The sequence below is a fragment of the Hymenobacter sedentarius genome (assembly GCF_001507645.1).
Classification (GTDB): Bacteria; Bacteroidota; Bacteroidia; order Cytophagales; family Hymenobacteraceae; genus Hymenobacter; species Hymenobacter sedentarius.
This window is the reverse complement of the sequence record NZ_CP013909.1, coordinates 1488222-1511263: the sequence shown is the minus strand read 5'-3', so window position 1 is coordinate 1511263 and position 23042 is coordinate 1488222. Positions and strand designations below refer to the sequence as shown.

Genomic DNA, 23042 nt, shown 5'->3' with positions numbered 1-23042 from the left:
GCCCCACAATACCTTTACGAACGCAGCCGCTCGTCCTTATCCACAAGGCGGGGCCTTGGCCGCGACCGAACTTTCCTCCGGGTGGGTAGTATTGGTAGTAGCCAGGGCTTGAGCCGCTGGCTTACTCCTATCTTGCCCGCCCTGCAATCTTTGCTTTCATGATTCACTTCACCGAATTCACCCTCGATAACGGCCTGCGCTGCATCGTTCACGAAGATTTTTCAACCCCCATGGCCGTGCTCAACGTGATGTACGACGTGGGCTCGCGCGACGAAGACCCCGGCCACACCGGCTTTGCCCACTTATTTGAGCATCTTATGTTTTCGGGGTCGGTGAACATCCCGAGCTACGATGAGCCGCTGCAGCGCGTGGGCGGCGAAAACAACGCCTTCACCAGCTCCGACGTCACCAACTATTACCTCTCCTTGCCGGCTGCCAACCTCGAAACCGGCTTCTGGCTCGAAAGCGACCGGATGCTGAACCTGGCCTTCTCCGAAAACGGCCTGGAAGTACAGCGCAAAGTGGTGGTGGAAGAATTCAAACAGAGCTACCTCAACCAGCCTTACGGCGACGTCTGGCTCAAGCTCAAGCCCCTGGCCTACCACACCCACCCCTACCAGTGGAACACCATCGGCAAGGAGATTTCGCACATCGAAAACGCGGTAATGGACGACGTGCGCGGCTTTTTTCAGAAGCACTACGCACCCCAAAATGCCATTTTGGTGGTGGCCGGCGCCGTAAGCGAAGCCGAAGTGCGCCGCCTGGCCGAAAAGTGGTTCGGCCCCATTCCCGGCGGCCCGGCCTACCGGCGCCAGCTGCCCGCCGAGCCCGCGCAGCACGAAGCGCGGCACCTGCGCGCCTCGGCCCCCGTGCCGCTGAGCGCCCTGTACAAAGCCTACCACATGCCCGCCCGCTCCGATGAGCGCTACCACGCCGTGGACCTGCTCAGCGACGTGCTGGGCCGGGGCAAGTCGGCCCGCCTGCACCAGCGGCTGGTGAAGGAGCAGGCGCTGTTCAACAACATTTCGGCCTCGCTTACTGGCTCGCTCGACCCGGGCCTGCTCGTTATCAGCGGCAAGCTGAATGCGGGCGTGGACCTGCAGGCCGCCGATGCCGCAGTAGAAGCCGTAGTGGCCGAATTCCTGGCCGCCGACGTGGATGCCCAGGAGCTCGAAAAAGTAAAAAACCAGGCCGAGAGCAGCCTGGTTTTCGGAGAAATTGATCTATTAAACCGCGCCCTGAACCTGGCGTACAGCAAGCTCCAGGGCGATGCCAACCTGGTAAACGACGAGAGCCGCCGCATTCAGGCCGTGACCGTGGCCGACGTGCGCACCGCCGCCCAAACCGTGCTGCGGCCTGAGAACTGCAGTACGCTGTACTACGAGGCGGTATAGCGGCGGCGCGCCGGTTTATTTACGTTTGGCCGGGGCCACGGGCACGTTGCTGTCGCGGCTCAGGGAGCTGTTGGCAGGCTTGGGCGTAGCGGCGCGCCGGGCGCGGTTGTCGTTGTAGCCGCCGTTGGCCCGGTAGCCTTCCTGCTTGCGCATGGCCATGCTGGGCGCCAGGTAGTACGTGCCGTCCTTCAGGTCCTGCGGCACGCCGGCGCCGTAGGGCTTGCCGGTATGGGGGTTGATTTTGACGGTAGAAGCCGTGCGGGGCTTGCGGCTGGAGTAGGGCGCAATCTTCTTGCGGGCGGCGCGGGGCTTGGTTTGCGCGCTGGCATCGGCCACGGCAAAGCTGAGAATGACGAGAGAGGCGAAAACGTAGCGGAGCATACAGCGGCAAAATATGTGGGTGGGTGAAAAGCAGACCCGGCTTACCCAAGCCGGGCCGAAAGCTCATCGGCTCCCGTCATACGCACAATCGCCGGGGGAGGTGACAGGGCACATAACGGAAGCCGATGAAATGCTATTCGCGCTCGTTGAGCTCGGTTCCAGACCGGACCGGCACCGCGACTAGTTGCCGAGCGTGGTTTGGGTGCTGACGGGCTTGCGGGGAGGACGTACGCTGTAGGGCACGGGCACCTTGCTGGTGCGGATGTGCACGGGCATGCCGGGAGCGGCATAAACATTGGCGTTGTCGAGCTCGCCGCGGGAAGCAGCCGCGCCATACGACATATCGGCGCCGGAGGCATCAACCGAAGTGTTGGAGGCAACTACCGTTTGGGAATCTTCCAGGGGAGGCCAGCCGTCGTTTACGCTCGGCACGGTAGGCGTCGTTTTCAGGGCCACGCGGCGGGCCTTTTTGTCGGCTCGGCGGGCGGTGCGGGCCGTGGCTTTCGCCAATTTGGCCGTGGTTTTTGTGGTGGTTGCGGGAGCGGTCTGGGCCGAGGCCTCGGCTACCAAAAACAACGACAGGGCGAGCGTAATCAGGGAACGGAACATAGCTGGAAAAAGAATAAGTGAGCGGATGCCTGGGGTAAAATCGATAACCGTGCCATGTTTTCCCAAACCCGCTCCTTTTCGTTTCCGGCCATAAAAAAAGCCCGGTCGGGCCGCTTTTTAGCAGTCCAACCGGAGCCCGGGAGCCGGCAGAAATTATTGGCTTACCCCTACGGCCAAGACGCTACTTGGGCAGCAAGGTGGTGCTGGCGCGGGTTGGCCTGGATTTAGCAGCTTTGCCATCGTAGGAGCCAACTTTTCCTTGTTGCAAAATTACGGGCTCGCCGGGCGCGGCGTACACGTTCTCGGTCTTGAGCTTGGCTTTACCATTCAGGCTATCGGCCGTGCGCGCTCCTCTCGCACAGCCCCGGCTGCAACGCAGCTGCATTCAGCGCAGAAAAAAACCCGCCCAACCTTGCAAAGATTGGGCGGGCAGAAAATTGCTGCAGATGGCTGGCGAGTGCCACGGGGTGAGAGTACCGCAAACAAACTTGCTCAGCACTCAGCCCGCCGGGCTTCATCCGCCTACCAGCCAGCCGGCGCAGGGGCTGCTTTTTTCTTGGTTTTGGTCTTCGCGGGAGCGGCTTTCTCAGTTCTTCCCGAAGCTGGAGCAGCGGCCGGGGCCATTGCATTAGCGGGGGCAGCGGCGTCCAGGCCGCCGGCTTTGTTGCCGGCACCGGCGTTGGCATTGCCGGCAGCGCCCATGTTCGTACCGGTGGCGGCGCCAGCGGGCTGGTCAGCATTGATGGCGCTGCCATCTACCTGGGTGGGCACGGCGGCCGGACGGCCGTTGAGCTTATTCATGTGGTTGAGACGGCGCTCGCGGGCAGCGGCGGCATCGTTGGCCATCACGTTGCGGCCGCTTTGCAGCATCACCGGCGTGCCGGGAGCCGCCGACATGCCCTGGCGGTCGTTGCCGCCCTGGGTGGAGTTGCTGGTAGTGCCGGGGATAAAGCTATTGTCGGGCGGCGTCGAGGCGGTATTGCCGGGGTTGGCGTCGGGTTTGGCGGGGCCGCTGGGGTACGGCGAGACGGTGCGCCCGTCGTTCTGCGGGGTCTTTTCGTTGCCAGTGGCCCGGTTCTGGCCGCCCGTGGTGGCTTTCTTAGCCGAGCTTTTCTTGGGGGCGCCCCAGGAGTCAGAAGAGCCCCAGCCGGCTTGGGCAGAGGCGGTAGTAGCAACGGCTACGACGAACAGGAGCGAGAACAGGGGGCGTTTCATATACAGAAGAGCTTAAAAGCAAAGTAGAAATGACAGTAACCGGAAGGTAGCGACAGGAAGGGTAAGTTGAAAGGATAAGTTCCTGCCTGCATACGCAAAAGGTTCCGCTAAGGCCCGCCTCGTGCCCTAACTTTGCGGGTATGATGCAGGAATCCATTGCCAGCCTCGCGGCCGAAATTACGGCGGCCGACTTGAGCAGCACCGCCCACCTCGATGCGTTTCGCATCAGCTACCTCGGCCGCAAAGGCCGCTTGGCCGACCTGTTCGACCAGCTCAAGACCGTACCCAGTGAGGAGAAACGCGCTGTCGGCCAGCAGCTCAATGCTCTCAAGCAGCAGGCCCAGGCCCGATTCGACGAAGCCCAGGAAGCCGCCGAGTCGGCTGCTGATAACGCGCCGGCCAACCCTGATTTTGACTACACCCTGCCCCCGGTGCCCAACGCCCTGGGCACCCGCCACCCGCTGATGCTGGTGCGCGAAGAGATGCTGCGCGTGTTTGCCCGCATCGGCTTTGCCGTGGCCGAAGGCCCCGAGATTGAGGACGACTGGCACAACTTCACGGCCCTCAACTTCCCCGAAAACCACCCCGCGCGCGACATGCAGGACACGTTCTTCGTGGCCCCGGTGTCGCGCACGGCCGACCCCGACGCTGCTCCCACCGGCGCCCCCGCCCTGCCCCACCTGCTGCGCACCCACACCAGCACCGTGCAGGTGCGCGTGATGGAAACCGAGCCGCTGCCCATCCGCCGCGTGATGCCGGGCCGTGTGTTCCGCAACGAGGCCATCTCGGCCCGGGCGCACATGATGTTCCACCAGGTGGAGGGCATTTTCATTGACGAAGGCGTGAGCTTCGCCGACCTCAAGCAGACGGTGTACTACTTCGTGCAGGAGCTGTTTGGGCAGGACATCAACATCCGCTTCCGGCCCAGCTTCTTCCCGTTTACGGAGCCCAGTGCCGAAATTGACATCACCTGCCTCATTTGCAAGGGCGCGGGCTGCAACATCTGCAAGTACTCGGGCTGGGTCGAAATCGGCGGCTGCGGCATGGTGGACCCCGCCGTGCTCGAAAACGCCAAGATTGATTCCGACAAATACTCGGGCTATGCCTGGGGCATGGGCATCGAGCGCATTGCCATGCTCAAGTACCAGATAAAGGACCTACGGCTGTTCACGGAGAACGACATGCGGTTTTTGCGGCAGTTCGAAGCGCTGTAGCAAATTGCTTTTTCTTTTAGGGAAGCGGGGAATGGTTGGCCAACAACCGTTTTCCGCTTTTTTGCATCATGAGCAGCATGCCCCTTGCCCAGCCCGTTCCCGCCCCCACCCGCCTTGACCCTTTTCTTAGCCAGAAGCTAAAATTTTGGTCCTTGGTAGCCATGCTGCTATTGGTGTACGTGCATGCCTACAACCTGCACCCGCGCTACCTGCAGCCCTTTACGCCGGTGCAGGAGCCGCTCACGGTCGGCACGTGGCTGCAATATTTCCTGGCCAATGGGCTGCTGCGTTTTCGCATTCCCATCCTGTTTGCCATTTCGGGCTATCTCTTTGCCCGGCGCGAAGGCCACGAGCCGCACGGGGCGCGGGTGCGGCGGCGCCTGCGCACGCTGGGCCTCCCCTATTTGCTCTGGAGCCTGCTGTGGCTGGGCGCCTTGTGGGCGCTGGAGCAATTCCCAATCACGCGCCAAGCCGTTATCGACGCCGAAATCAGCCCGTTCTGGCCCCGGCAGCTGCTCAGCCAGTACTCCGTGGGCGAGCTGGTGCAGCGCTGGCTGGTGATGCCGGCGCCGTTCCAGCTGTGGTTTTTGCGCAGCTTGCTGGTGTATAATTTGGCTTATCCCTGGCTCAGGATTGCGGTGCTGAGGCCAGGCATTTACTTCGGCTTGGCGGGCTTGTTGTGGTTTTTCATGGTGCCGCTTCCCTTGGTTGAGGGCGAAGGGTTGTTGTTTTTTGGGCTAGGCGTATGGTTGGCGCTGCGGGATAAAAACGTGCTGGCGCCGCCGGCTTGGTTCCGGCCGGGGCTGGTGGCCGCGCTGTGGGTGGGCGCCACGGTGGTAAAAACCTGGCTGGCTTTTCATGCCGGCCCACCTTTTTCGGTGCCGTTGGCCGTGCTGATGCTGGCCCTGCACAAAGTAGGCGAAATCAGCGGCATGCTCACGGCCTGGTTTGGGCTGAATGGGCTGGTGCGCTGGTGCATGGCCCGGGGATGGTTTCGCTGGCTGACGGGGTTTTCGTTCATGATTTACGTGCTGCACGTGCCGTTTGTGAACTATGCTACCGAACTGGCGTTGCGCTATGCACCCGCGGTGCCGCACGTCCATTTGCTGACATACCTCGTCCTGCCGCTGCTGGTAATCTTGGTGAGCGTGGGAGTGGGTGCGCTGCTACGGTGGGCGGTGCCAGGCATTTATACTACGCTCACCGGTGGGCGGGGACTGGCTACGTCGTAAATTTGTAGCCCCAAAAGGACTGCCCACCCCGGGCGTATTTTATCCAGACTTTTATTCCAGCCCCAACCGGCGGCCCGCTACCCCTACGAAATCTGCCTCCTAGGCTCGCATTTCGACAAAATCGTGATTCATGAAGGTTAGAAATCAAACCACCAACAAAGTAAACGTCATTACCCTGGGCTGCTCCAAGAACATCGTGGACAGCGAAGTGCTGATGGGCCAGCTCCAGGCCAACGACTTCGACGTGACCCACGAAGCCGAGCAGTCGGACGCCAACATTGTGATTATCAACACCTGCGGCTTTATCGACAACGCCAAGCAGGAGAGCATCGACACCATCCTGCGCTACGCGGATGAGAAGGAAGCCGGCCGCCTCGACAAACTCTACGTGACGGGCTGCCTCTCGCAGCGCTACAAGGACGAGCTGGAGGTAGAAATCCCCCAGGTTGATGCCTATTTCGGCACCCTGGAGTTGCCCCAGATGCTGAAGGTGCTCAACGCCGACTACAAGCACGAACTGATTGGCGAGCGCCTCATCACCACGCCGCGCCACTACGCCTACTTCAAAATCGCCGAGGGCTGCAACCGCCCCTGCTCGTTCTGCGCCATCCCGCTGATGCGCGGCAAGCACGTGGACCGCCCCATCGAGGACCTGGTGAAAGAAGCCAAGCGCCTGGCCGGCATGGGCACCAAGGAGCTGATTCTCATTGCCCAGGACCTGACTTACTACGGCCTTCAAGCCTACGGCGAGCGCAAGCTGGCCGACTTGCTGCGCAACCTATCCGACGTGAACGGCATCGACTGGATTCGCCTGCAGTACGCCTACCCTTCGCAGTTCCCGCTGGATGCGCTGGACGTGATGGCCGAGCGCGACAACATCTGCAAGTACCTCGACATGCCCCTGCAGCACGGCTCCGACAACATGCTCAAAACCATGCGCCGCGGCATCACCAAGCGCCGCACCATGGAGCTGGTGGACACCATTCGGCAGCGGGTGCCGGGCATTGCCCTGCGCACCACGCTCATTGCCGGCCACCCCGGCGAAACCGAGTTGGACTTCCGCGAGATGTATGATTTTGTGGAGCAGACGCGCTTCGAGCGCCTGGGCATCTTCACTTACTCGCACGAGGAAAACACGCACTCGCACACCTTGGTAGACGACGTGCCCGCCGAGCTGAAGCAGGAGCGCGCCGATGCCATCATGGAGCTGCAGCAGGGCATTTCAATGGAGCTGAACGAAGCCCGCGTGGGCCAGACCTACAAGGTGCTGTTCGACCGCAAGGAAAGCGGCCACTTCGTAGGCCGCACCGAGTTTGACTCGCCCGAAGTGGACAACGAAGTGCTGGTGCCGGTGGAAAAAGACACGTTTGTGCGCCTCGGCGACTTTGCCAACGTGAAAATCACCTCGGCTACGGACTTTGACTTGTACGGCCACTTGGATTAGTCCAGCGGCTGAAAAGTCAGCCTGGGCTTGGTCTTTTTGCCAGCTTTCAGCTCAATTATTCCCTAACGCTTCTCTTTGGTTAGCGATGACCAGCGTGGCTTGCTCAATATTTAAATGCTCAAAAGGCAGCCAAGAGGCTGCCTTTTTTGTTTAACCCCGACCTTCGCTTTCCGGACCCGAATTCTTGAAAATCCGTGAAATCCGTGAAATCCGCCAAATCCGCTTAAATCCGTGATTCAGACACTATCCTACGCCGAAACCGGCGCGTTTTCCGGCCTGCTGACCGACTACATTGCCGAGAAGCCCGCGCTGGCGCCCTTCTACAACCGCTGGCCGTCGCTGGAAAACTTTGCGGCTCAGATTGAGGAGAAGAAGGCCACTTACACGCCCGAGGCCCGCAAGCGCCTGGTGGCGGCCCTGCGCGACCAGTACGGCTTTGCGCCCGACCCCGAGCCGGCTATTGAAACCAGCCTGCTGCTGCTGGCCGAGCCCACCACGTTCACCGTGACGACCGGGCACCAGCTCAACGTGCTTACGGGGCCGCTGTATTTTATCTACAAAATCGTGACGGCCATTAAGTTGAGCCGGCAACTGAAGGAAGCCTACCCGCAGTACGACTTTGTGCCGGTGTACTGGATGGCCACCGAGGACCACGATTTCGCTGAAATCAACCACTTCTCGCTTTTCGGCAAAACCTATTCCTGGGACTCGCCGAACACCGGCGGCCCGGTGGGTCGTTTGTCGCTCGACGGCTTTGCCGAGCAATTGCTCGACCAGCTACCACCCGAGGTGCCGGCTGCTTTTCACAAAGCCTATGCCGAGTCCAAGACCTTGGCCGAGGCCACGCGCCGGCTGGCCGATGCGCTGTTTGGCGAGTTTGGCCTGGTGACGCTGGATGCCGACCGACCCAGCCTGAAACAGACCCTGGTGCCGCTGTTGGAAAAAGAAATCAAGGAGCAGGTATCCAACGCCGCGGTGCAGGCCACCAACGCCCGCCTGACCGCCGCGGGCTACAAGCCCCAAGTGTATTCGCGCCCCATCAACCTGTTTTACATCACCGACGAAGGCAAGCGCGAGCGGCTGGAGCCCGATGCCAGCGGCGCCGACTGCGTGGAAGTAACCATCCGGAACACGGCCCGCTGCCACAGCCAGGAAGAGTTGTTGGCCCTAGCGCGGAAGCACCCAGAGCGGTTCAGCCCCAACGTGGTGCTGCGGCCGGTGTACCAGGAGATTTTGTTGCCCAATCTGGTGTACATCGGCGGGGCGGCCGAGGTAGCGTATTGGTTTCAGCTCAAGGACGTGTTTGCGGCCTTTGATGTGCCCATGCCCATTGTGTTGCCGCGCAATTCGGCCGAGTACATCAGCCGGCCCAATGCGGGCAAGCTCAAAAAGCTGGGGCTCACCTGGCGCGAAATCTTCCGCCCGCTGCCCGAGCTGAAAAAGCAGGTAGGCGCCGCGCTGGGCCAGGAAGAAATCAGCCTAAAGGAGCAGCAGCAGGCCCTGGCCGCCGCGTTCCAGCAAGTGCAGGAAGTAGCCCAACGCCTCGACCCTACCCTGGTGCGCACCGTGGCCGCCGAAGCCCAGAAAGCCGCCGTCGGCCTCGCCGGCCTCGAAAAGCGCTTGAGCAAAGCCGCTGAAATGAAGCACGAAACGGCCTTCACGCAGCTCGCCCACCTCAAAGACAAGCTTTTTCCCGGCGGCGCCTTGCAAGAGCGCACCGACAACGTGCTGAGCATCTTGATTAACAACCCCGAATTTATTCAGGACCTGATGGTTGCGTTTGAGCCGCTGAAGCTGGAGTTCACAGTGCTAGAGGAATAGTAACGTCTGGGCAGCCTCCGGACACTTTTGCACATCTGTCAGGTAGGCGGCATCTTTGTCGACGACTCTACCTGCCTTTCTGCTTGAAATCCTTTTGCCTAACCTCGCTGCTCCTGTTGCTGCTTATTGCTTCGGCCGTAGCCCAACCCATTACCGGCCGCATCACCGATAGCCGCACCCACGCGGCACTACCTTACGTGAACATTGGCGTGGTGGGTAAGGGCCTGGGCACCGTGGCCGACGAGCAGGGCCGCTACACGCTGGCTTTTCAGAAGTCTCTGGTGGCTGAGACGGTGCGCATTTCCAGTCTTGGCTACGCGGCCCGCAACCTCACGCTGGCCGAGCTGGCCACCCAGCCAAATGCCGAGCTCACGCCGGAGGCCGTGCCACTGGCCGAGGTGCAGGTGCGCGGCAAGGCCATATTTCGCCGCACCCACACGCTGGGCAACACAGGCAACGCCGAAATGGCTACCAACACGCTCGCCAGCAACAGCTTGGGCGGACAGGTGGGCACGGTTATCAAGCTCAGCCGGCAGCCGACGCGCATTGTGAATGCCGTGTTCAACATCGCTCGCAGCTCGCCGGGCCAGGTTACGTTTCGGGTGAACATGTACCGGCTGGGACCCAATGGCACGCCGACCGAAGTCAAGCTTTTGCCCCGCGATGTTATCGTGACCAGCCCCATCGTGCGCGGCCCTATAACCGTCGATTTAAGCGCCGACCAGCTAGTGCTGAACGAGGATTTTTTCCTGGCAATCGAGCTGCTGAAATGGGACAACCCTGCACCAAACGGGGCCGAATTTGCATTTTCCGCTGCCTTGGGTTATTTCCACAACGAAATATATTACTGCTTCACTAGCCAGGCCCCATGGAAGAAGACTTCGATTGGAGCGCTGATGGCTGGCATGCAGCCCCGCCTCAGCTTCTACGTGACGGTGAACGACTAATGGGAAGCCTTATTCCGCTGAAAGTATTCGTTTGATGGAAGATTTCACGAAGGCCAAAATTCGCCGCGCTACCCTCGCTCGCCGCCAGGCCATGTCGGCCGCCGAAATTGCGCAGCGCAGTCAGCAATTGTGCAAGCAGCTTTTCCAGCATTTTCCTGTGGCTGAGTGGCGCTGGCTGCACGTGTTTCTGCCGCTGGCCCGCCATAATGAGCCCGACACCTGGCTTATTATTCAGCGCCTGTGGGCCGAGAAGCTGGACGTCCGACTTGCAGCACCGGTAGTACAGCCCGATGGCATTTCGCTGAAACACTACGAGCTGACGCCCAACACGCCGCTTCAAGACAATCGCTGGGGCATTCCTGAGCCGGTGGTTGTAGCTGCCCCCGAAGTCTCAGCAGCGGCGTTTGATGCCGTGCTGGTGCCCCTGCTGGCCGTAGACGAAGCCGGCCACCGCGTGGGCTACGGCGGCGGTTTTTATGACCGGTTTTTAGCCCAATGTGGCTCCAATACCAGCTTCATCGGCGTAAGCGTGCTGGATGATGCACCCGTCGCTCACATTGCCGATGTGCTGCCTACCGATATCCCCCTGCATGCCTACCTGACGCCTAGTGGCGTGTGGCGGTTTTAGGCTTGGTTGAAGGCTCAGTTCGTCATGCATAGTGCAGCGAAGCATCTCGCGTGGGATAGTAATTCAATCGGCTGTCAATAATCGCCTGTCATGCAGAGCGCAGCAAAGCATCTTATCAGGCTAGCACAAATCGTTCAGCAGGGATAAGATGCTTCCTTCGTCAGCATGACAGATGGCGCAGCAAAGCATTTTGCTGCGCACTGCAGGACCGCTGCTACAATCAGCAAGACGCAATTTTACCGAACTACCGGAGTACCCGGCGCCTTCACTTCCTCAACTTTGGCAATGCGGGCCTGGCCCCAGGGGGCAATGCTGACGCGCACGCGCAGGGGATGCAGGCGGCCCAGCTTTTCCAGGCGCAGGCCGCTGCCTTCGGGCACGTAGTAGCGCTCCAGGTTGAAGCGCAGGCCGAAGGACGTGCGGTACACGTTGGTAACCCAGCCGCGCAGCACCACCTGGCCGGAGCCGGGCTGAGGTGCCTTGGGATAAACTCCTACCGTGGTGCTGAGGCTATCGGGACCGGGAGCCAGCAGCACGAATACGCCCTGCCGGCGGCGCGGGGGCTGGGCCACATCGTGCCACAGACGCAGCGGCGCCTCGCTGATGGCGTAGTGCAGGCGCACGAAATCGCCATACAGCAAATCGCGCGGGTCGATGGGCGTGGTGGCCAGGATGATGTGCTGGCCGAAAGCAGCCGTGGCATAGCCCGCCCCGGCCACTCCCAGCACGTAGAGCACCTGCGCCGCTACCAGCAAGCGCAGCAGCGGCCGACGGCGCGTGGGTTTCGAAAACCAGGTCAGCAAGTCAGGCATTGCGGGGTGGGGTTTCCGGGTTGGGCGCCGAAGGCGCGGCGGAAGTGTTGGCCGAGGCCGAATTTGGGGCGGGTGAAGACGGAGGCGTAGCTGCTGCCAGCACCTGGGCATTGCGGCGGCGCAGGTACCAGCTCAAGCTCAGCAGCAGCACGCCGCCTAGCAGGAAGAACAGCGACTTATCCAAAAACGCCCAGGTCAGCTTGAAGTAGGCCACCATGGTCGACGCCACAAACAGTACCGCCCCGATGGTGAGCTGCTCGGGGTCTTCGTTGCGGTGGGCGCGGGCGAGCACCGAGCCCGCGTGCGCATACAGCACCACCAGCGTCGCCACTGCCAGCGGCAGCCCGCCCGGCAGGTAGAAACCCGGCAAAAGCAGCAGCCAGTCGAGCAAGGTATCGAGCCGGCCGCGTGCCCGCTTGCCCGCTACCGACAGGGCCAGCACCGCCGCCAGCGCCCCCAGGTACGGCAGCAGCGGCGGCCGCAGCACGTTGGCATAGGTATCGGTTTCGCCAAAAGTGGCCAGCCCAAACATGAACAGGTACGCAGCGACCAGCGGCGGGCCCTGCAGGGCCCAGCCCCCGGGACGGTTGGGTTGCCAGTCGCCAGCGGCGTAAACCAGCATGGCCGGCACAAAAAACCAAGTGATTTTGGCGTGCAGCACAATGATGAGCAGCCCAATTTGCCAGAGCAGGCCCGCCGCCAGCACCGTGCTGCTCACCACCTCGGGCCGGCGCCACCAGTAGTAGCCCAGGCCGCCCGCCACCATCACCGCTGTGGCATAGCTAAAGCTGCCCAGCGACTCCACGCAATACGTTTGCACGGCGGCGCCTATCACCACCGTGAGCAATACCAGCAGGCGCGAGCCGTACACGTAGCTCAGGGCCACGCCGGCCACCACCCAGGCTACCAGGCCACTCACGTCGTAGCCCACCAGCTGGTAGAGCTGGCTGGTGAGAATGATGCTGGCCCCGAACAGAATCAGCCCTAGCCCAATGAGGCCGTGGCCCAAATCGGGGTTGCCGCGCCGCAGAAAGTACGCCCCGGCGGCGTATGAGCCCGTGAGGCTGCCCAGCAGGATGGCCAGGCGAAGCGCATCGGGCAGGGCCTGCCAGTTGGCAGCCACCACACTCAGCGCGCTCAGGCCCACCAGCACACTGCCCAGCAACGGGAGCAAGCCCAGGGCCTGCGCTTCGGGCGGGTAGCGGGCCAGCAATTTCTGCCGCTGCTCTTCGCTGATGAGGCCTTCGGCAACCCAAGCGGGGCCTTCGGTTTCGAGGAATTTGCGGGACAACGGGGAGTGGTAAAGTCGTGAAAAGGCGAAAGGACGCGTAAAGAACGAAAAACTCCCCTCCTTATCAAGGAGGGGACGTTGGCGCGCCGCGCCAACTGGGGTGGTTGAATCGTTGAACGATACCCGAACGACTCGCAAAGGAATCGTTCGGGTGTCGTTCACCGGCTCAACCACCCCCGTTTCAGCTGGCGCTGAAACATCCCCTCCTTACTAAGGAGGGGAGCATTCGTTCTTTAATCTGCTGGCTGCTTTCTGGCCCTCGTCATTTCCCGCTTGCCGGGCGGGCCGGGCAGCTTTTCGGTGAGCCAGCCGGCCGCTCGCAGGTTGCGCCGAAACTGGCCTTGCGCGCAGTAGCTCACCAGCGCCGCACCCGGCGCGGCGGCATTGTAGAGCTGCCGAAAAATGGCCTCCTCCCACAGCTCCGGCTGTTTTTCGGGAGCGAAGGCATCGAAATAAATCAAGTCGTAGTGGGCGGTGGGCAAAGCAGCTTCCTGCAAGGGCTGGTGCAGCTTGGTAAGGCAGAACTCCGGCGCCAGCGGGTGCGCCTCGCCCCACGGGGCGGCGTGCAGCGCCCGAAACCAGCGCCCGGCCTCGCCCGGCTGCGCCTCCCACTCGGGAGCCAGCGCGGCCACCACGGCAGCCGGCAGTGGCAGGGTTTCGAGGGCGTCATAGGCCACGGCGGCGCCGGCTTGCTGGGCATGGTGCAAGGTCAGCAGCGCGTTGAGCCCGGTGCCCAGCCCAACTTCGAGCAGGCGCACCGGCGGGCGGCCGCGCTGCCCGGCACCGACAGCGAGCAGCGGCGCCAGCCCGGCCTGTAGGTAGACGAACTCAGATTCCTGGCGCGCGCCGTGCCGCGAGTGGTACTGCTCGTTCAGGGCGGGCACGTATAGCGTAGCCGAGCCGTCTCTCGTGAGGCGCACTTCTACCTTTGGCCCCGCAAAGAACTCTTCATTCTTCATTCATCATTAAACGATGGCCCGCATAAAAGTAGCCCTGCCCGATACCTTCTCCTTCGCCACCGAAATCCCCGTTCGTATCACCGACCTCAACTACGGCGGCCACCTCGGCAACGACGCGCTGCTGGGCCTGCTGCACGAAGCGCGGGTGCATTTCCTGCGTTCGCTGGGGATGCAGAACGATTATGACCCCGTTTCCAAGCTCGGCCTCATTATGGTCGATGTGGCCGTGGAGTACAAAGGCGAGGCGTTTCACGGCGACGTGCTGCGCTTCGAAATGGCTGCCGCCGACCCCAGCAAGTACGGCTTCGACGTGGTGTACCACGTGCACAACCAAGCCGGCAAGGAAATAGCCCGTGCTAAAACCGGCATGCTGTGCTTCGATTACAACGTGCGCAAGTTGCGCCTGCTGCCCGAGGAATTGGCGGCGCAAGTAGCCGGCTAGCGTACCGGGGCGTGGTTTGGAATAAAGTAGTGTATAAATAAATGCATTAATAAAAATTAGGTATACCTTGGCATATCTTAATACTTATACCATGCGCTCCTTCTGCTTCAGCTTGTTATTACTCGCCCTTGCCGCCTGTTCGTCTACCGACTCTGCAGGTCCTACGGAAGCCACCTCCAAGGTTGCCATCAGCCCTGCGCCCGCGGGCAAAGTGTTGCGAGAAGCAGCCGTGACGCATAATTTCTCGAGTACCGAAAAGCCCGACAGCTTCCGCTTACAGCTGCTTGGTGATGATGCGCTGACGGCAGACGCACATTTTTTTATTACCTCGGCCGCTGGCGACACCCTTTGGTCAGAGCACTTTCCTGCCAAAGCCTTGCTCAAAGATGAGCCGCCCATTGCCGCCAGCGCCGACCGCCAAGCCTACATTCTGAAGCGGGTTGATACGTTCTTTCAGGCACCGCACTTTTCGGCCCACGCCATTGACGCCAAACGCGTATTCGATGCCGATTACAACGGCAGCCGGGAAACGTGGACGGAAATCCAGCAGCTTCAGTCCCCAGGTTTTGAGTACCTGCTGGGCGATGAAAATACGCGCACCCTGGCTTATTCGCCCAAACAAGCAAAAGCAGTAGCAGTGCACAGCTGCTGTTGAGGCCGGGCGGGGAACCCAACGCCCTGCCTGCTTGTATCTTTGTGCTATGCTTCTGGAACTGCCCCTCGCCCCCACCTTTAAGAAACGTGACATCCGCAAAACCTCGCCCGATGAGCTGAAAGCCTTTATGGTGGAGCACGGCGAGAAGCCCTTCCGCGCCAAGCAGGTGACGGAGTGGCTGTGGAAGAACACCGCCGCCACGTTTGAGGAGATGAACAACATCTCGGTGGCCACGCGTGAGCTGCTGGACCAGCACTTTGTGATAAATGGCGTGACGGTGCAGAACAAGCAGCTCTCGAACGACGGCACCATCAAATCGGCGTTTAAGCTCTACGACGGCAACATTGTGGAGGGCGTGCTCATTCCGCACGACACCCGCATGACGGCCTGCATCTCGAGTCAGGTGGGCTGCTCGCTCACCTGTAAGTTTTGCGCCACGGGCTACATGGACCGCAAGCGCAACCTCGACGCGGCCGAGATTTACGACCAAGTGGTGCGCATCCGGGAGCAGTGCGAAAGCCAGTACGGCACGCCGCTCACCAACATCGTGTACATGGGCATGGGCGAGCCCCTGCTCAACTACGCCAACGTGGTGGAAAGCGTGCGCCGCATCACCGCGCCCGACGGCCTGAACATGGCCCCGCGCCGCATCACCATCAGCACGGCCGGCATCGCCAAGATGATTAAGAAGCTGGCCGACGACGACGTGAAGGCCAACCTGGCCCTGTCGCTGCACGCGCCCACCGATGCCAAGCGCAACGAAATCATGCCCATCAACGAGGCTAACTCCCTGGCCGCGCTGAAGGAAGCCCTGCAGTACTACCACCAGAAAACCGGCCGCAAGGTCACCTACGAATACATCGTGTTCGACAACTTCAACGACACGCTGGAGGACGCCGAAAACCTGCTCAAAATCAGCAAGTGGCTGCCCTGCAAGGTGAATCTGATTGAGTACAACCCCATCGAAAACGCCGACTACAAAAACACTGGCGACGACAAGCTCACCGCATTCCACAAGTACCTGGCCGACCGTGGCGTGCAAACCAACGTGCGCCGGAGCCGCGGCAAGGACATCGACGCCGCTTGCGGGCAGCTAGCCGTGAAGGAGAAAAGCGACGTAGCCGCTTAAGCCGCAAGGTTCAGCTCAATTTTATAAAGAAGCCCGCTTTCCTATCCGGAAAGCGGGCTTCTTTATGACATGACGAAGTTGAGCTACTTGTTTTTACCAAACCGGTAAGCAGCTTCCAGGTAGGCGGGGTAAATGCCACCCACGTTGGTGCCGTACGCAGCGCCCAGGCTGCCGCTGAAGCGCTTAGCATGGAAGCGCCCACCCACGAGGCCGAGGGCTCCGCCATCGTAGATGTACGTTTCGTTGATGAGCGAAACGTAGTTGGAGATGCGTTTGGCACCGCCCAGCACCACCACCGGGCTACTGCTGGTTTCGCCGCGGTCGGTGAAGCCATAGCCGACGCCCAGCGTCACGTTGTCGTCGGCCGTGCCGTAGGTGCCTACGCCGTAGCCAATGCCGCCGCCGGCGCTTACGCCAAACGCTGAGACTGAGACGCGGGCGTAGAGCGCGCCCACGCCCACGTGAAATTTTTCGCTAACCGGCACACTCACCTTGGGCGTGATGGCAAAGGCTTTGCCTGCAATAAAGGGGATTACCGGCACCAGCACGCCAAGCGAAATATTATCGGTGATGCCGTAGTTGGCGCCGATGAAGTAGACTTCGATGTCCTGTACGTAGCCCTCGCCGCGGCGCAGGTTGCGGGCCGTGGGCGCAAAGAGCAGGCGCGTGCCGTTGCCCACGTCCTGAAAGCCTTTTTTGGCTTGCTGCTCCGTGAGCAGCTCCAGTCGCTTCAGGTTGGCCCGCTGCACTTTCACCAGGCCCAGGTCTTTGGTTTCAAATTCCAGTTCCTCAGCATTACTGGCCCGCAGGATGCCATTGAACGAGCTACCCGACAGCAGCTCGACGCTGTAGGTGCGGCCTATGATTTCGGGAACTGCTTTGGTGCTGACGGGCGGGTTGGGCGCTTGCTGCGCCGCAATGGCCGCTGGAGCGGTGGCTTGGGCGCCCAGCTCCTGCACGCGGCGCGCTATGGCCTCGCGCACGGCGAGAAACTCCGCTTCGGAATACGGGCGGGCATCCAAGCGGCCGTCGCGCAGGCGGGCGCGCAGCGTGATGGCGCTGTCGGGCGTGAGGGAACGCATAAACCGGGCTTCCACGAAGTTGTCGGCCGCGTAGGCGGGGAACAGCCCAAAACGGGCCTTCTCGCCGCCGTCGATAACCTCGCCCACGGTAGGGCTCACCACCAGGACCCGCTCGGCGGGGGCTTGGGCCAGGGCCGGCAGGCCGAATAAGCCCAGCGCGGAACCCAGGCAAAGCGAACGTAGAGATGTATTCATTGAGGAGTTTGGTTTCCCCAAAGATGGCTTTATATCCCCATATCGCCGCAATGCCAAATTTTGAATTAAAGGACTTCTGGCGCGCTGGAAAAGCAGCCCATTGTTGCGCGGCAAATTGCCTCAACGTCCCGCAGCCGGCTATTTTCTTTCGATAAGCCAACCCAACTCCCCCGAAAAAAGGGACATTCCGGAAAACCCCGGGGCCTTAGGAACGCCAGCTGCCGGTGGAACGCGGGCGCCCCGTAGCAACTTCTTCGTGCGACTCGCCGGGCGCAAACTCCTGCAGGCGCACCCGCACGGCGTGGGACTTGGGCTGCACTTTCTGGCCAAACATGTCGGCAAACTCCTGGGTAAACTCGGCCCCGAAAAAGATGATGAGCGAGGAATAGTTGACCCACAGCAGCAGCACAATGGCCGAGCCTGCCGCCCCAAAGGCCGAGCCCGGGTCAGACTTGGCGATGTAGAAGGCGATGAGGAACTTGCCGATAACGAAGAGCAGCGCTGTGATAAAGGCGCCGATGAGCACGTCGTTCCAGCGAATAATGGCATCGGGCAGAAAACGGTAAATCAATGCAAAGAGCAGCGTGGTGACGCCCAACGACAACGTAAAATCGACGAGCCGGATGGCGACCACGCCCACCATGGGCAGCACCTGCTGCAGCCAGCCGGTGAAGGCGCTCAGCACCGCGCTTATCACAAAGGAGATAAGCAGCAGCAAGGCCACGCTCAGAATGAGGCCAAAGGACAGAAACCGCTGCTTGATGAAAGCGCCAATGCCGATGCCCTCGGTTTTCACCTTCAGGTTCCAGATGTCGTTGATGCTCTCCTGCAGGGTGACGAAAAACGTGGTGGCCGCAAAAATCAGCGTGGCCACGCCTATGGTGGTGGCGATGGGGCCGCGCTGCTGCAGCGTGAACTTGGCGATGCTGTCTTGCAGAAACTTGGCCGAATCGGGGCCTACCAGCCCTTTTAGCTGGCCGTAAATCTGCCCGGTGAGGGCCTCGCCGCCATACGCAGCGCTGGCCACCGTGATGACGATGAGCAGCAGCGGCGGCAACGAAAAAATGGTGTAGTAGGAAAGCGCCGCCGCGTGGCGAAAGGAGTTGTTGTTGCTGAATTCCGAGGCCGACGATTTGAGGACAGCCACCACGTCGGAAAACTTATAATGTGCCATGCAGCGGAAATTTTAAGCAGCGAAAACCAGGATTATTGCCACTAGTACGGCCGGCGGGCAGCCGCGTTGGCCCGGCCGCCGGGCACCTGTACCGTGGCAGGCCGCTAAGCAGGGCCGCTCGGACCCTGCCGCAAGCCAAGTTGAGTTGGAACCGACGCGCCACTTCCGTGCGCCTTGCTCGTATCTTGCTGCCCAATCGCGCTTCTTTTACTCATACTCAATCCCGCTTATGTTCTCCCTTTCCCGCCTGGTGCACGTGTTTCTGTTTGCCGCATTTGGCCTGCTGCTGGCGGGCCCGGCCCAGGCCCAGAAGCAAAAAATGAAGACCAAAGGCGGCTTGGCAGTGTCTTACCCGGCCGCCGAAGGCTTTGACGTGGCCGGCTCCGATCCCAAAGCCGTGGCCATTGCCGACCGCGTGATGCGCGAAATGGGCGGCTACGACGCCTGGCGCAACACCCGCTTTCTGGCCTGGAGCTTCTTTGGGGGCCAGTACCAGATTTGGGACAAGTATACCGGTGACTTCCACTGGGAAAAAGATTCGCTCGTGGCCAACTTCAACCTGAGCACCAAGCAGGGCCACGTCTACAGCCGGGGCCAGGACATCTCGGCCTCGCCCGCCGGCCAAAAGACCCTTGAGCGGCTACCCGCCATTTGGATAAACAACTCCTACTGGCTGCTCATGCCGTTTAAGCTCAAGGATTCGGGCGTGACGCTCACCTACAAGGGCGAAGCCAAAACCATGGACGGCGCCGTGGCCGACGTGCTGCAGATGACCTTCAAAAACGTAGGCGTGACGCCCCAAAACCGCTACGAAGTGCTGGTAAACCGCGCCACCGGCCTCGTGGACGAGTGGGCGTATTTCGCCACTGCCACCGACGCGCAACCGGCCTTCCGCCGCCGCTGGAACGAGTACGGGAAGCACGGCAGCATCCTGCTGGCCGCCGGCCGCAGCGAGGCCGCCAAGCCCGGCCGCCTCGACAACATTGCCGCCACCCAGACCCTGCCCGCCGACGTGATGACGAGCAAAACGCCGGTGGCCAAACTCAAGTAGCCGGTACCGGCCAGCCGCCCGGCGGTTTTCTAGCCGTGGCCTTAGGGCCGGCGCAGCGTCCAGCGCAGGGTTTCGATAGGTGCCTCGCGCAAGGCAGCCGCTAGCTCGGCATCGTCGCGGTATTGCAGCTGCGTCAGCAGGCTGGCTTCTACGGTTACCTCTACTTCGTCGAGTACAAAGGGCCAGGGCTCCACGTGGATGGGGCCGCCGGGGTGGGGCTGGCGCACGTCGTAGCGCTGCCCGTCGGGCCCGCGGCTGATTTCGAGGGAGCGGCCCATTTCCGGCAGTTCGCCCCGGCATAGGATAAGTGATAGCCGGTCGGCCCAGTGCAGCAGGTCGTAGGCCGATTGGGCTTCTTCCTTCTTCACCTTCAAGGCGCGGCGCCACTGCTGCTGCCCGGTGCGCAGCTCGTCGAGAAAGTCCGTGATGGCTGGGGTGCTGCCCCGCAGGCTCTCGTACAGGCAGCTCAGGTGCATGCTGGTGAGCAGACTGCGCCACTGCCCCTGGTAGCGGGCGGCGGCCATCACGCCGCGGGCCTGGGCCATGGAGAATTCCTTTTGGGTGAAGTTGGCGGGGGCGCCGGCGGGCGTCAGGCCGTGGTGGCCGCCGCGCTTGTGCCATTCTTCCTGCTCGTCGTCGTGCTGAGCGGCCGCGGCCAGCAGGCCCATCCAGCGGTCGGGGGCGAGGGTGGGCGGCCACAGCCAGGCGAGCTGCGCCGCGAGCAGGGCATGGGCCTGCTGGTAAATAATTTGCCAGCCGGCAGGAGTGGAATTAACTATCATAGAATGCAAAAAGGCTTGAGCAGCCACCTTTCAACTGGAAAGGCCGCCGGGGGGTTGCCGTAGTGCCGGGGGCCGCTCCAGCTTGGCCCATTTTAGCTCAACTACCCTGGCTAGCGACCGCAGCGGCATTGCCAAGTATCACCGAAGAAAAAGGCCGTTGCCAACCCGCCCGCTCGCCCACCGTATCCCGGCCATGCCCGACGCCCATGGAGCCAGCCCCACCCAAGCCCTGTTTACGCCCCTCACCGTGAAGCTGCCCGATGGCCGCACCCTGGGCCTGACGCGCTACGGCAACCCGGCGCACCAAGTCGCGGTGTTTCACCACGGCTTTGGCTCCTCCAGCCTGGAGCTGCCGCCCACCGTGGCCCTGCTCGACCGCCTGCAGCTGCAGATCCTCGCCCCCGACCGGCCAGGAGTGGGGGCTTCCAGTGTGTACCGCCCGCTCACGTTCCCCTCTTTTGCCGACGACGTGGTGGCCATGCTCGACACGTTGGGCGTGGCGGGGCCGGTGGCTGCCCTGGGCTGGTCGGTGGGTGGGGTGCATGCCCTGGCCCTGGCGGCCCGCTACCCGGAGCGGGTGGCGGCCGTGCAGCTGCTCAGCACCTGCCTGCCGCTGGGCGAGCCCGCGGCATACCGCCAGCTTACCCCAACCTGGAAAGCCCTGCGCTGGGGCCAGACCGGTTTTCCCTGGCTAAATCGGGCCTCTTTTCTTTGGCTCAGCCGGCAGTGGGCCCGCAATCCGGACCGGGCCATCGACTGGTGTATCCGCCTGATGCGCCAGGCCGAGCAAGACGTTACGTCCAAGCCCGGGTTCCGAGAGTTGCTGCGCGATGCGGCCGTGCAAGGCTTCGCGCACCACGGCCGCGGCGTGTTCGACGATGCCCAGGCATGGTGCCGGCGGCCCGGCTTTGCCATTGAGGATGTGCGTGCACCCACTACCCTTTGGCACGGCACCGCCGATGGCGTATGGGACCCCATCAACATTCCCTACCTGGCCAGCCGCATTGCCGGAGCGCGGGTGCACTTGCTGCCCGGCCAAGGCCACATGATGTATCTGGAAAATTGGGCTGAAATTCTGGAAGAAACACGCCGCTTGCTGGGCCCGCTCCGGCCGGCTTAATGAATGCGCACCCGCATGGAATGCCGACCCGGCGCCTCGTAGTGGTAGCTCAATAAAAAGCCGTAGGTCTCGCAAATCTGGCGGGCAATGGCCAGCCCCAGCCCCACGCTGCCGGGCGGCCGCTCGGGGCCGGGCCGGAAGCGCACAAAGAGCTGGTCGGCGGGCAGGGCCTGCGGGCGGCCGGTATTTTCCACCGTAAGCGCCTCCGGCGTGAGCTGGACGCGCAGCTCACCGCCGGGCACGTTGTGCCGAATGGCATTGCTGAGCAGGTTGCTCACCAGGATTTCGATAAGCGACCGGTTGGCGGCCACGGTGAGCGTGGGCGCCAGGCCCTCGGTTACCAGCGTGAGGTTGGCCGCTTCGAGCTGCTCGCGCAGCTGCCCCAGCTGGGTACGGACGACGGCGGCGAGGTCCACCGTTTCGGAAGGAAAAAACAGCTGCTGGTCGAGGTGGGCCAGCAGCAGCAGGCTGCGGCTGAGGTGGGTGAGGCGCTGCGTCACGTCCAGCAGGGGCTCGATGTGACTGGCCTGCTCCTCGGTGAGGCCCGGCTCCTGCACCAGCAGGTCGAGCTTGGTGCGCAGGATGGCCAGGGGCGTTTGCAGCTCGTGAGCCGCGTTTTCGGTGAATTCTTTCTGGCGGTGGTAGATGCGCTGGTTGCGGTTCAGCACCCGGCTCAGGGCCGAATTGAGCTCTTTGAACTCGGGAATGCGCGTGGGGGCCAGGTGCACGGGCTGGTGCTGGTCGAGCTTGTATTGCTGCAGCTGGCCCAGCGTGTGGTAGAACGGCGCCCAGAGCCGGCGGGCCAGGAAGTGCTGCAACACCAGCAGCCCCACCAGCAACACGCCAAACAGCAGCGCGCCGGCCATTACGATGCGCGCCAGCAGCTCCTGGCTATCGAGCATGGTGGTGCGCAGCTCCAGCCGGTAGGGCCGGCCCTGAAACTGCACCGGCGCCGCCAGTTGCCGATAGGGCACCACTTGGCCGGTCAGCTCATTATACATCATGCGCTGGCTAAACCGCGTGGGCGGGCCGGGTGCCGGCAGCGGCACAAACTCCACGTTGTGGTCGAGCTTGTGCCAGAAGGTGAGGTCGGAGGGCGTGCGCAGGTGCAGGCGCAAGGCCTTGTCGACGCGCAGCTTGCGCCGGCTCAGCGTGCGGTCAACGTAGGCGTAGTAGATTTTGCGGATGAACTCATAGTACACGAACGTGCCCGCTGCCGCCACCACGCTGGCGTAAATCAGGAAGATGACGGTGGTGCGGGCCAGGAGCTTCATGCGGGAGCGATGGAGTAAATGCAACTCCCCTCCTTGGATAAGGAGGGGATGTTCGAACCGCAGGTTCGGACGGGGGTGGTTGGATTCGTTGCACGACACCCGAACGATACCCGAACGATGCTACCGCCAGATGTTCCAGCACAAGTCGTTCTACTATCGTTCAACGATTCAACCACCCCAGCTGGCGCGTT

At 62.0% G+C, this 23042-nt stretch carries 23 protein-coding genes; 12 read left to right on the top strand and 11 right to left on the bottom strand.

What is annotated here, in order from left to right; genetic code table 11:
* The first annotated feature begins 158 nt into the window (after nt 1-158).
* Nucleotides 159-1394, top strand: a complete 1236-nt coding sequence (locus AUC43_RS06190) for a M16 family metallopeptidase (RefSeq protein ID WP_068191080.1) — start codon at nt 159-161, stop codon at nt 1392-1394.
* Between the two features lie 15 nt (nt 1395-1409).
* Here AUC43_RS06190 and AUC43_RS06185 read toward each other — a convergent pair whose 3' ends face one another.
* The 4 genes from AUC43_RS06185 to AUC43_RS20645 form a co-directional block, all read right to left on the bottom strand.
* Nucleotides 1410-1775, bottom strand: coding sequence for a hypothetical protein (locus tag AUC43_RS06185; RefSeq protein WP_068191078.1), 366 nt, complete (start codon nt 1773-1775; stop codon nt 1410-1412).
* Between the two features lie 180 nt (nt 1776-1955).
* Complete coding sequence (locus AUC43_RS06180) at nt 1956-2384, bottom strand: hypothetical protein (RefSeq protein WP_068191076.1); 429 nt, start codon at nt 2382-2384, stop codon at nt 1956-1958.
* A 181-nt stretch (nt 2385-2565) separates the two neighbouring features.
* Nucleotides 2566-2769: a hypothetical protein gene (locus AUC43_RS20650; RefSeq protein ID WP_068191074.1), complete on the bottom strand. Its 204-nt coding sequence runs from the start codon at nt 2767-2769 to the stop codon at nt 2566-2568.
* 137 nt (nt 2770-2906) lie between these two features.
* Nucleotides 2907-3599 (bottom strand): hypothetical protein, encoded by a 693-nt coding sequence (locus tag AUC43_RS20645; RefSeq protein ID WP_068191072.1) that lies wholly within the window; start codon nt 3597-3599, stop codon nt 2907-2909.
* Nucleotides 3600-3739: 140 nt separating this feature from the next.
* Between AUC43_RS20645 and pheS the strand changes: the two genes are divergently transcribed.
* The 6 genes from pheS to AUC43_RS06140 all read left to right on the top strand — a co-directional run bounded on the left by pheS (nt 3740) and on the right by AUC43_RS06140 (nt 10885).
* On the top strand, nt 3740-4813 hold the full coding sequence (gene pheS, locus AUC43_RS06165; protein WP_068191070.1) for a phenylalanine--tRNA ligase subunit alpha: 1074 nt from the start codon (nt 3740-3742) through the stop codon (nt 4811-4813).
* Between the two features lie 68 nt (nt 4814-4881).
* Complete coding sequence (locus AUC43_RS06160) at nt 4882-6045, top strand: acyltransferase family protein (protein WP_157780956.1); 1164 nt, start codon at nt 4882-4884, stop codon at nt 6043-6045.
* Between the two features lie 130 nt (nt 6046-6175).
* Complete coding sequence (rimO, locus tag AUC43_RS06155) at nt 6176-7489, top strand: 30S ribosomal protein S12 methylthiotransferase RimO (protein ID WP_068191067.1); 1314 nt, start codon at nt 6176-6178, stop codon at nt 7487-7489.
* Nucleotides 7490-7720: 231 nt separating this feature from the next.
* On the top strand, nt 7721-9310 hold the full coding sequence (gene bshC / locus AUC43_RS06150; protein ID WP_068191064.1) for a bacillithiol biosynthesis cysteine-adding enzyme BshC: 1590 nt from the start codon (nt 7721-7723) through the stop codon (nt 9308-9310).
* Nucleotides 9311-9393: 83 nt separating this feature from the next.
* Entirely contained in the window at nt 9394-10257 is an 864-nt protein-coding gene (locus tag AUC43_RS06145) for a carboxypeptidase-like regulatory domain-containing protein (protein WP_068191063.1), read from the top strand.
* Nucleotides 10258-10291: 34 nt separating this feature from the next.
* The gene (locus tag AUC43_RS06140) at nt 10292-10885 is read left to right on the top strand and encodes a 5-formyltetrahydrofolate cyclo-ligase (RefSeq protein WP_068191061.1); all 594 of its coding nucleotides are present in this window, start codon (nt 10292-10294) and stop codon (nt 10883-10885) included.
* A gap of 236 nt (nt 10886-11121) precedes the next feature.
* Here the strand turns inward: AUC43_RS06140 and AUC43_RS06135 are convergent, their stop codons facing one another.
* The 3 genes from AUC43_RS06135 to mnmC2 all read right to left on the bottom strand — a co-directional run bounded on the left by AUC43_RS06135 (nt 11122) and on the right by mnmC2 (nt 13947).
* Nucleotides 11122-11697 carry a GDYXXLXY domain-containing protein gene (locus AUC43_RS06135; protein ID WP_068191060.1) on the bottom strand — a complete coding sequence of 192 codons (576 nt, stop codon included), beginning with the start codon at nt 11695-11697 and terminating at the stop codon, nt 11122-11124.
* Nucleotides 11690-12988 (bottom strand): DUF2157 domain-containing protein, encoded by a 1299-nt coding sequence (locus AUC43_RS06130; RefSeq protein ID WP_068191058.1) that lies wholly within the window; start codon nt 12986-12988, stop codon nt 11690-11692. Before AUC43_RS06130 ends, AUC43_RS06135 begins: the two co-directional genes overlap by 8 nt.
* Nucleotides 12989-13221: 233 nt before the next feature.
* Nucleotides 13222-13947, bottom strand: a complete 726-nt coding sequence (gene mnmC2 / locus AUC43_RS06125) for a tRNA (5-methylaminomethyl-2-thiouridine)(34)-methyltransferase MnmC2 (RefSeq protein ID WP_068191055.1) — start codon at nt 13945-13947, stop codon at nt 13222-13224.
* A gap of 13 nt (nt 13948-13960) precedes the next feature.
* Here mnmC2 and AUC43_RS06120 point away from each other — a divergent pair, with 13 nt between their 5' ends.
* The 3 genes from AUC43_RS06120 to rlmN all read left to right on the top strand — a co-directional run bounded on the left by AUC43_RS06120 (nt 13961) and on the right by rlmN (nt 16173).
* Nucleotides 13961-14389, top strand: coding sequence for a thioesterase family protein (locus AUC43_RS06120; RefSeq protein ID WP_068191053.1), 429 nt, complete (start codon nt 13961-13963; stop codon nt 14387-14389).
* A gap of 91 nt (nt 14390-14480) precedes the next feature.
* Nucleotides 14481-15044: a hypothetical protein gene (locus AUC43_RS06115; RefSeq protein WP_157780955.1), complete on the top strand. Its 564-nt coding sequence runs from the start codon at nt 14481-14483 to the stop codon at nt 15042-15044.
* 46 nt (nt 15045-15090) lie between these two features.
* Nucleotides 15091-16173 carry a dual-specificity RNA methyltransferase RlmN gene (gene rlmN / locus AUC43_RS06110; RefSeq protein WP_068191049.1) on the top strand — a complete coding sequence of 361 codons (1083 nt, stop codon included), beginning with the start codon at nt 15091-15093 and terminating at the stop codon, nt 16171-16173.
* A gap of 83 nt (nt 16174-16256) precedes the next feature.
* Here rlmN and AUC43_RS06105 read toward each other — a convergent pair whose 3' ends face one another.
* The gene (locus AUC43_RS06105; RefSeq protein ID WP_068191046.1) at nt 16257-17450 is read right to left on the bottom strand and encodes a hypothetical protein; all 1194 of its coding nucleotides are present in this window, start codon (nt 17448-17450) and stop codon (nt 16257-16259) included.
* A 205-nt stretch (nt 17451-17655) separates the two neighbouring features.
* Nucleotides 17656-18624: a YihY/virulence factor BrkB family protein gene (locus AUC43_RS06100; protein WP_068191044.1), complete on the bottom strand. Its 969-nt coding sequence runs from the start codon at nt 18622-18624 to the stop codon at nt 17656-17658.
* A 229-nt stretch (nt 18625-18853) separates the two neighbouring features.
* On the opposite strand from AUC43_RS06100, the gene AUC43_RS06095 reads away from it, so the two are divergent.
* Nucleotides 18854-19675: a DUF6503 family protein gene (locus AUC43_RS06095; RefSeq protein ID WP_068191042.1), complete on the top strand. Its 822-nt coding sequence runs from the start codon at nt 18854-18856 to the stop codon at nt 19673-19675.
* A gap of 41 nt (nt 19676-19716) precedes the next feature.
* On the opposite strand, the gene AUC43_RS06090 is transcribed toward AUC43_RS06095, so the two are convergent.
* Nucleotides 19717-20457: a DUF3891 family protein gene (locus tag AUC43_RS06090; RefSeq protein WP_068191040.1), complete on the bottom strand. Its 741-nt coding sequence runs from the start codon at nt 20455-20457 to the stop codon at nt 19717-19719.
* Nucleotides 20458-20650: 193 nt separating this feature from the next.
* Here AUC43_RS06090 and AUC43_RS06085 point away from each other — a divergent pair, with 193 nt between their 5' ends.
* Nucleotides 20651-21577 carry an alpha/beta fold hydrolase gene (locus tag AUC43_RS06085; protein WP_068191038.1) on the top strand — a complete coding sequence of 309 codons (927 nt, stop codon included), beginning with the start codon at nt 20651-20653 and terminating at the stop codon, nt 21575-21577.
* Here the strand turns inward: AUC43_RS06085 and AUC43_RS06080 are convergent.
* The gene (locus tag AUC43_RS06080) at nt 21574-22851 is read right to left on the bottom strand and encodes a sensor histidine kinase (RefSeq protein WP_068191035.1); all 1278 of its coding nucleotides are present in this window, start codon (nt 22849-22851) and stop codon (nt 21574-21576) included. The two genes, AUC43_RS06085 and AUC43_RS06080, sit on opposite strands and share 4 nt — an antisense overlap.
* Nucleotides 22852-23042 lie beyond the last annotated feature (191 nt).

What these genes read in the sequence shown, in the direction of transcription:
- AUC43_RS06190 (WP_068191080.1), top strand. Translation starts at nt 159, where the DNA reads ATGATTCACTTCACCGAATTCACCCTCGATAACGGCCTGCGCTGCATC.
- AUC43_RS06185 (WP_068191078.1), bottom strand. Translation starts at nt 1,775, where the DNA reads ATGCTCCGCTACGTTTTCGCCTCTCTCGTCATTCTCAGCTTTGCCGTG.
- AUC43_RS06180 (WP_068191076.1), bottom strand. Translation starts at nt 2,384, where the DNA reads ATGTTCCGTTCCCTGATTACGCTCGCCCTGTCGTTGTTTTTGGTAGCC.
- AUC43_RS20650 (WP_068191074.1), bottom strand. Translation starts at nt 2,769, where the DNA reads ATGCAGCTGCGTTGCAGCCGGGGCTGTGCGAGAGGAGCGCGCACGGCC.
- AUC43_RS20645 (WP_068191072.1), bottom strand. Translation starts at nt 3,599, where the DNA reads ATGAAACGCCCCCTGTTCTCGCTCCTGTTCGTCGTAGCCGTTGCTACT.
- pheS (WP_068191070.1), top strand. Translation starts at nt 3,740, where the DNA reads ATGATGCAGGAATCCATTGCCAGCCTCGCGGCCGAAATTACGGCGGCC.
- AUC43_RS06160 (WP_157780956.1), top strand. Translation starts at nt 4,882, where the DNA reads ATGAGCAGCATGCCCCTTGCCCAGCCCGTTCCCGCCCCCACCCGCCTT.
- rimO (WP_068191067.1), top strand. Translation starts at nt 6,176, where the DNA reads ATGAAGGTTAGAAATCAAACCACCAACAAAGTAAACGTCATTACCCTG.
- AUC43_RS06140 (WP_068191061.1), top strand. Translation starts at nt 10,292, where the DNA reads ATGGAAGATTTCACGAAGGCCAAAATTCGCCGCGCTACCCTCGCTCGC.
- AUC43_RS06135 (WP_068191060.1), bottom strand. Translation starts at nt 11,697, where the DNA reads ATGCCTGACTTGCTGACCTGGTTTTCGAAACCCACGCGCCGTCGGCCG.
- mnmC2 (WP_068191055.1), bottom strand. Translation starts at nt 13,947, where the DNA reads ATGAAGAATGAAGAGTTCTTTGCGGGGCCAAAGGTAGAAGTGCGCCTC.
- AUC43_RS06120 (WP_068191053.1), top strand. Translation starts at nt 13,961, where the DNA reads ATGGCCCGCATAAAAGTAGCCCTGCCCGATACCTTCTCCTTCGCCACC.
- AUC43_RS06115 (WP_157780955.1), top strand. Translation starts at nt 14,481, where the DNA reads ATGCGCTCCTTCTGCTTCAGCTTGTTATTACTCGCCCTTGCCGCCTGT.
- rlmN (WP_068191049.1), top strand. Translation starts at nt 15,091, where the DNA reads ATGCTTCTGGAACTGCCCCTCGCCCCCACCTTTAAGAAACGTGACATC.
- AUC43_RS06105 (WP_068191046.1), bottom strand. Translation starts at nt 17,450, where the DNA reads ATGAATACATCTCTACGTTCGCTTTGCCTGGGTTCCGCGCTGGGCTTA.
- AUC43_RS06100 (WP_068191044.1), bottom strand. Translation starts at nt 18,624, where the DNA reads ATGGCACATTATAAGTTTTCCGACGTGGTGGCTGTCCTCAAATCGTCG.
- AUC43_RS06095 (WP_068191042.1), top strand. Translation starts at nt 18,854, where the DNA reads ATGTTCTCCCTTTCCCGCCTGGTGCACGTGTTTCTGTTTGCCGCATTT.
- AUC43_RS06090 (WP_068191040.1), bottom strand. Translation starts at nt 20,457, where the DNA reads ATGATAGTTAATTCCACTCCTGCCGGCTGGCAAATTATTTACCAGCAG.
- AUC43_RS06085 (WP_068191038.1), top strand. Translation starts at nt 20,651, where the DNA reads ATGCCCGACGCCCATGGAGCCAGCCCCACCCAAGCCCTGTTTACGCCC.
- AUC43_RS06080 (WP_068191035.1), bottom strand. Translation starts at nt 22,851, where the DNA reads ATGAAGCTCCTGGCCCGCACCACCGTCATCTTCCTGATTTACGCCAGC.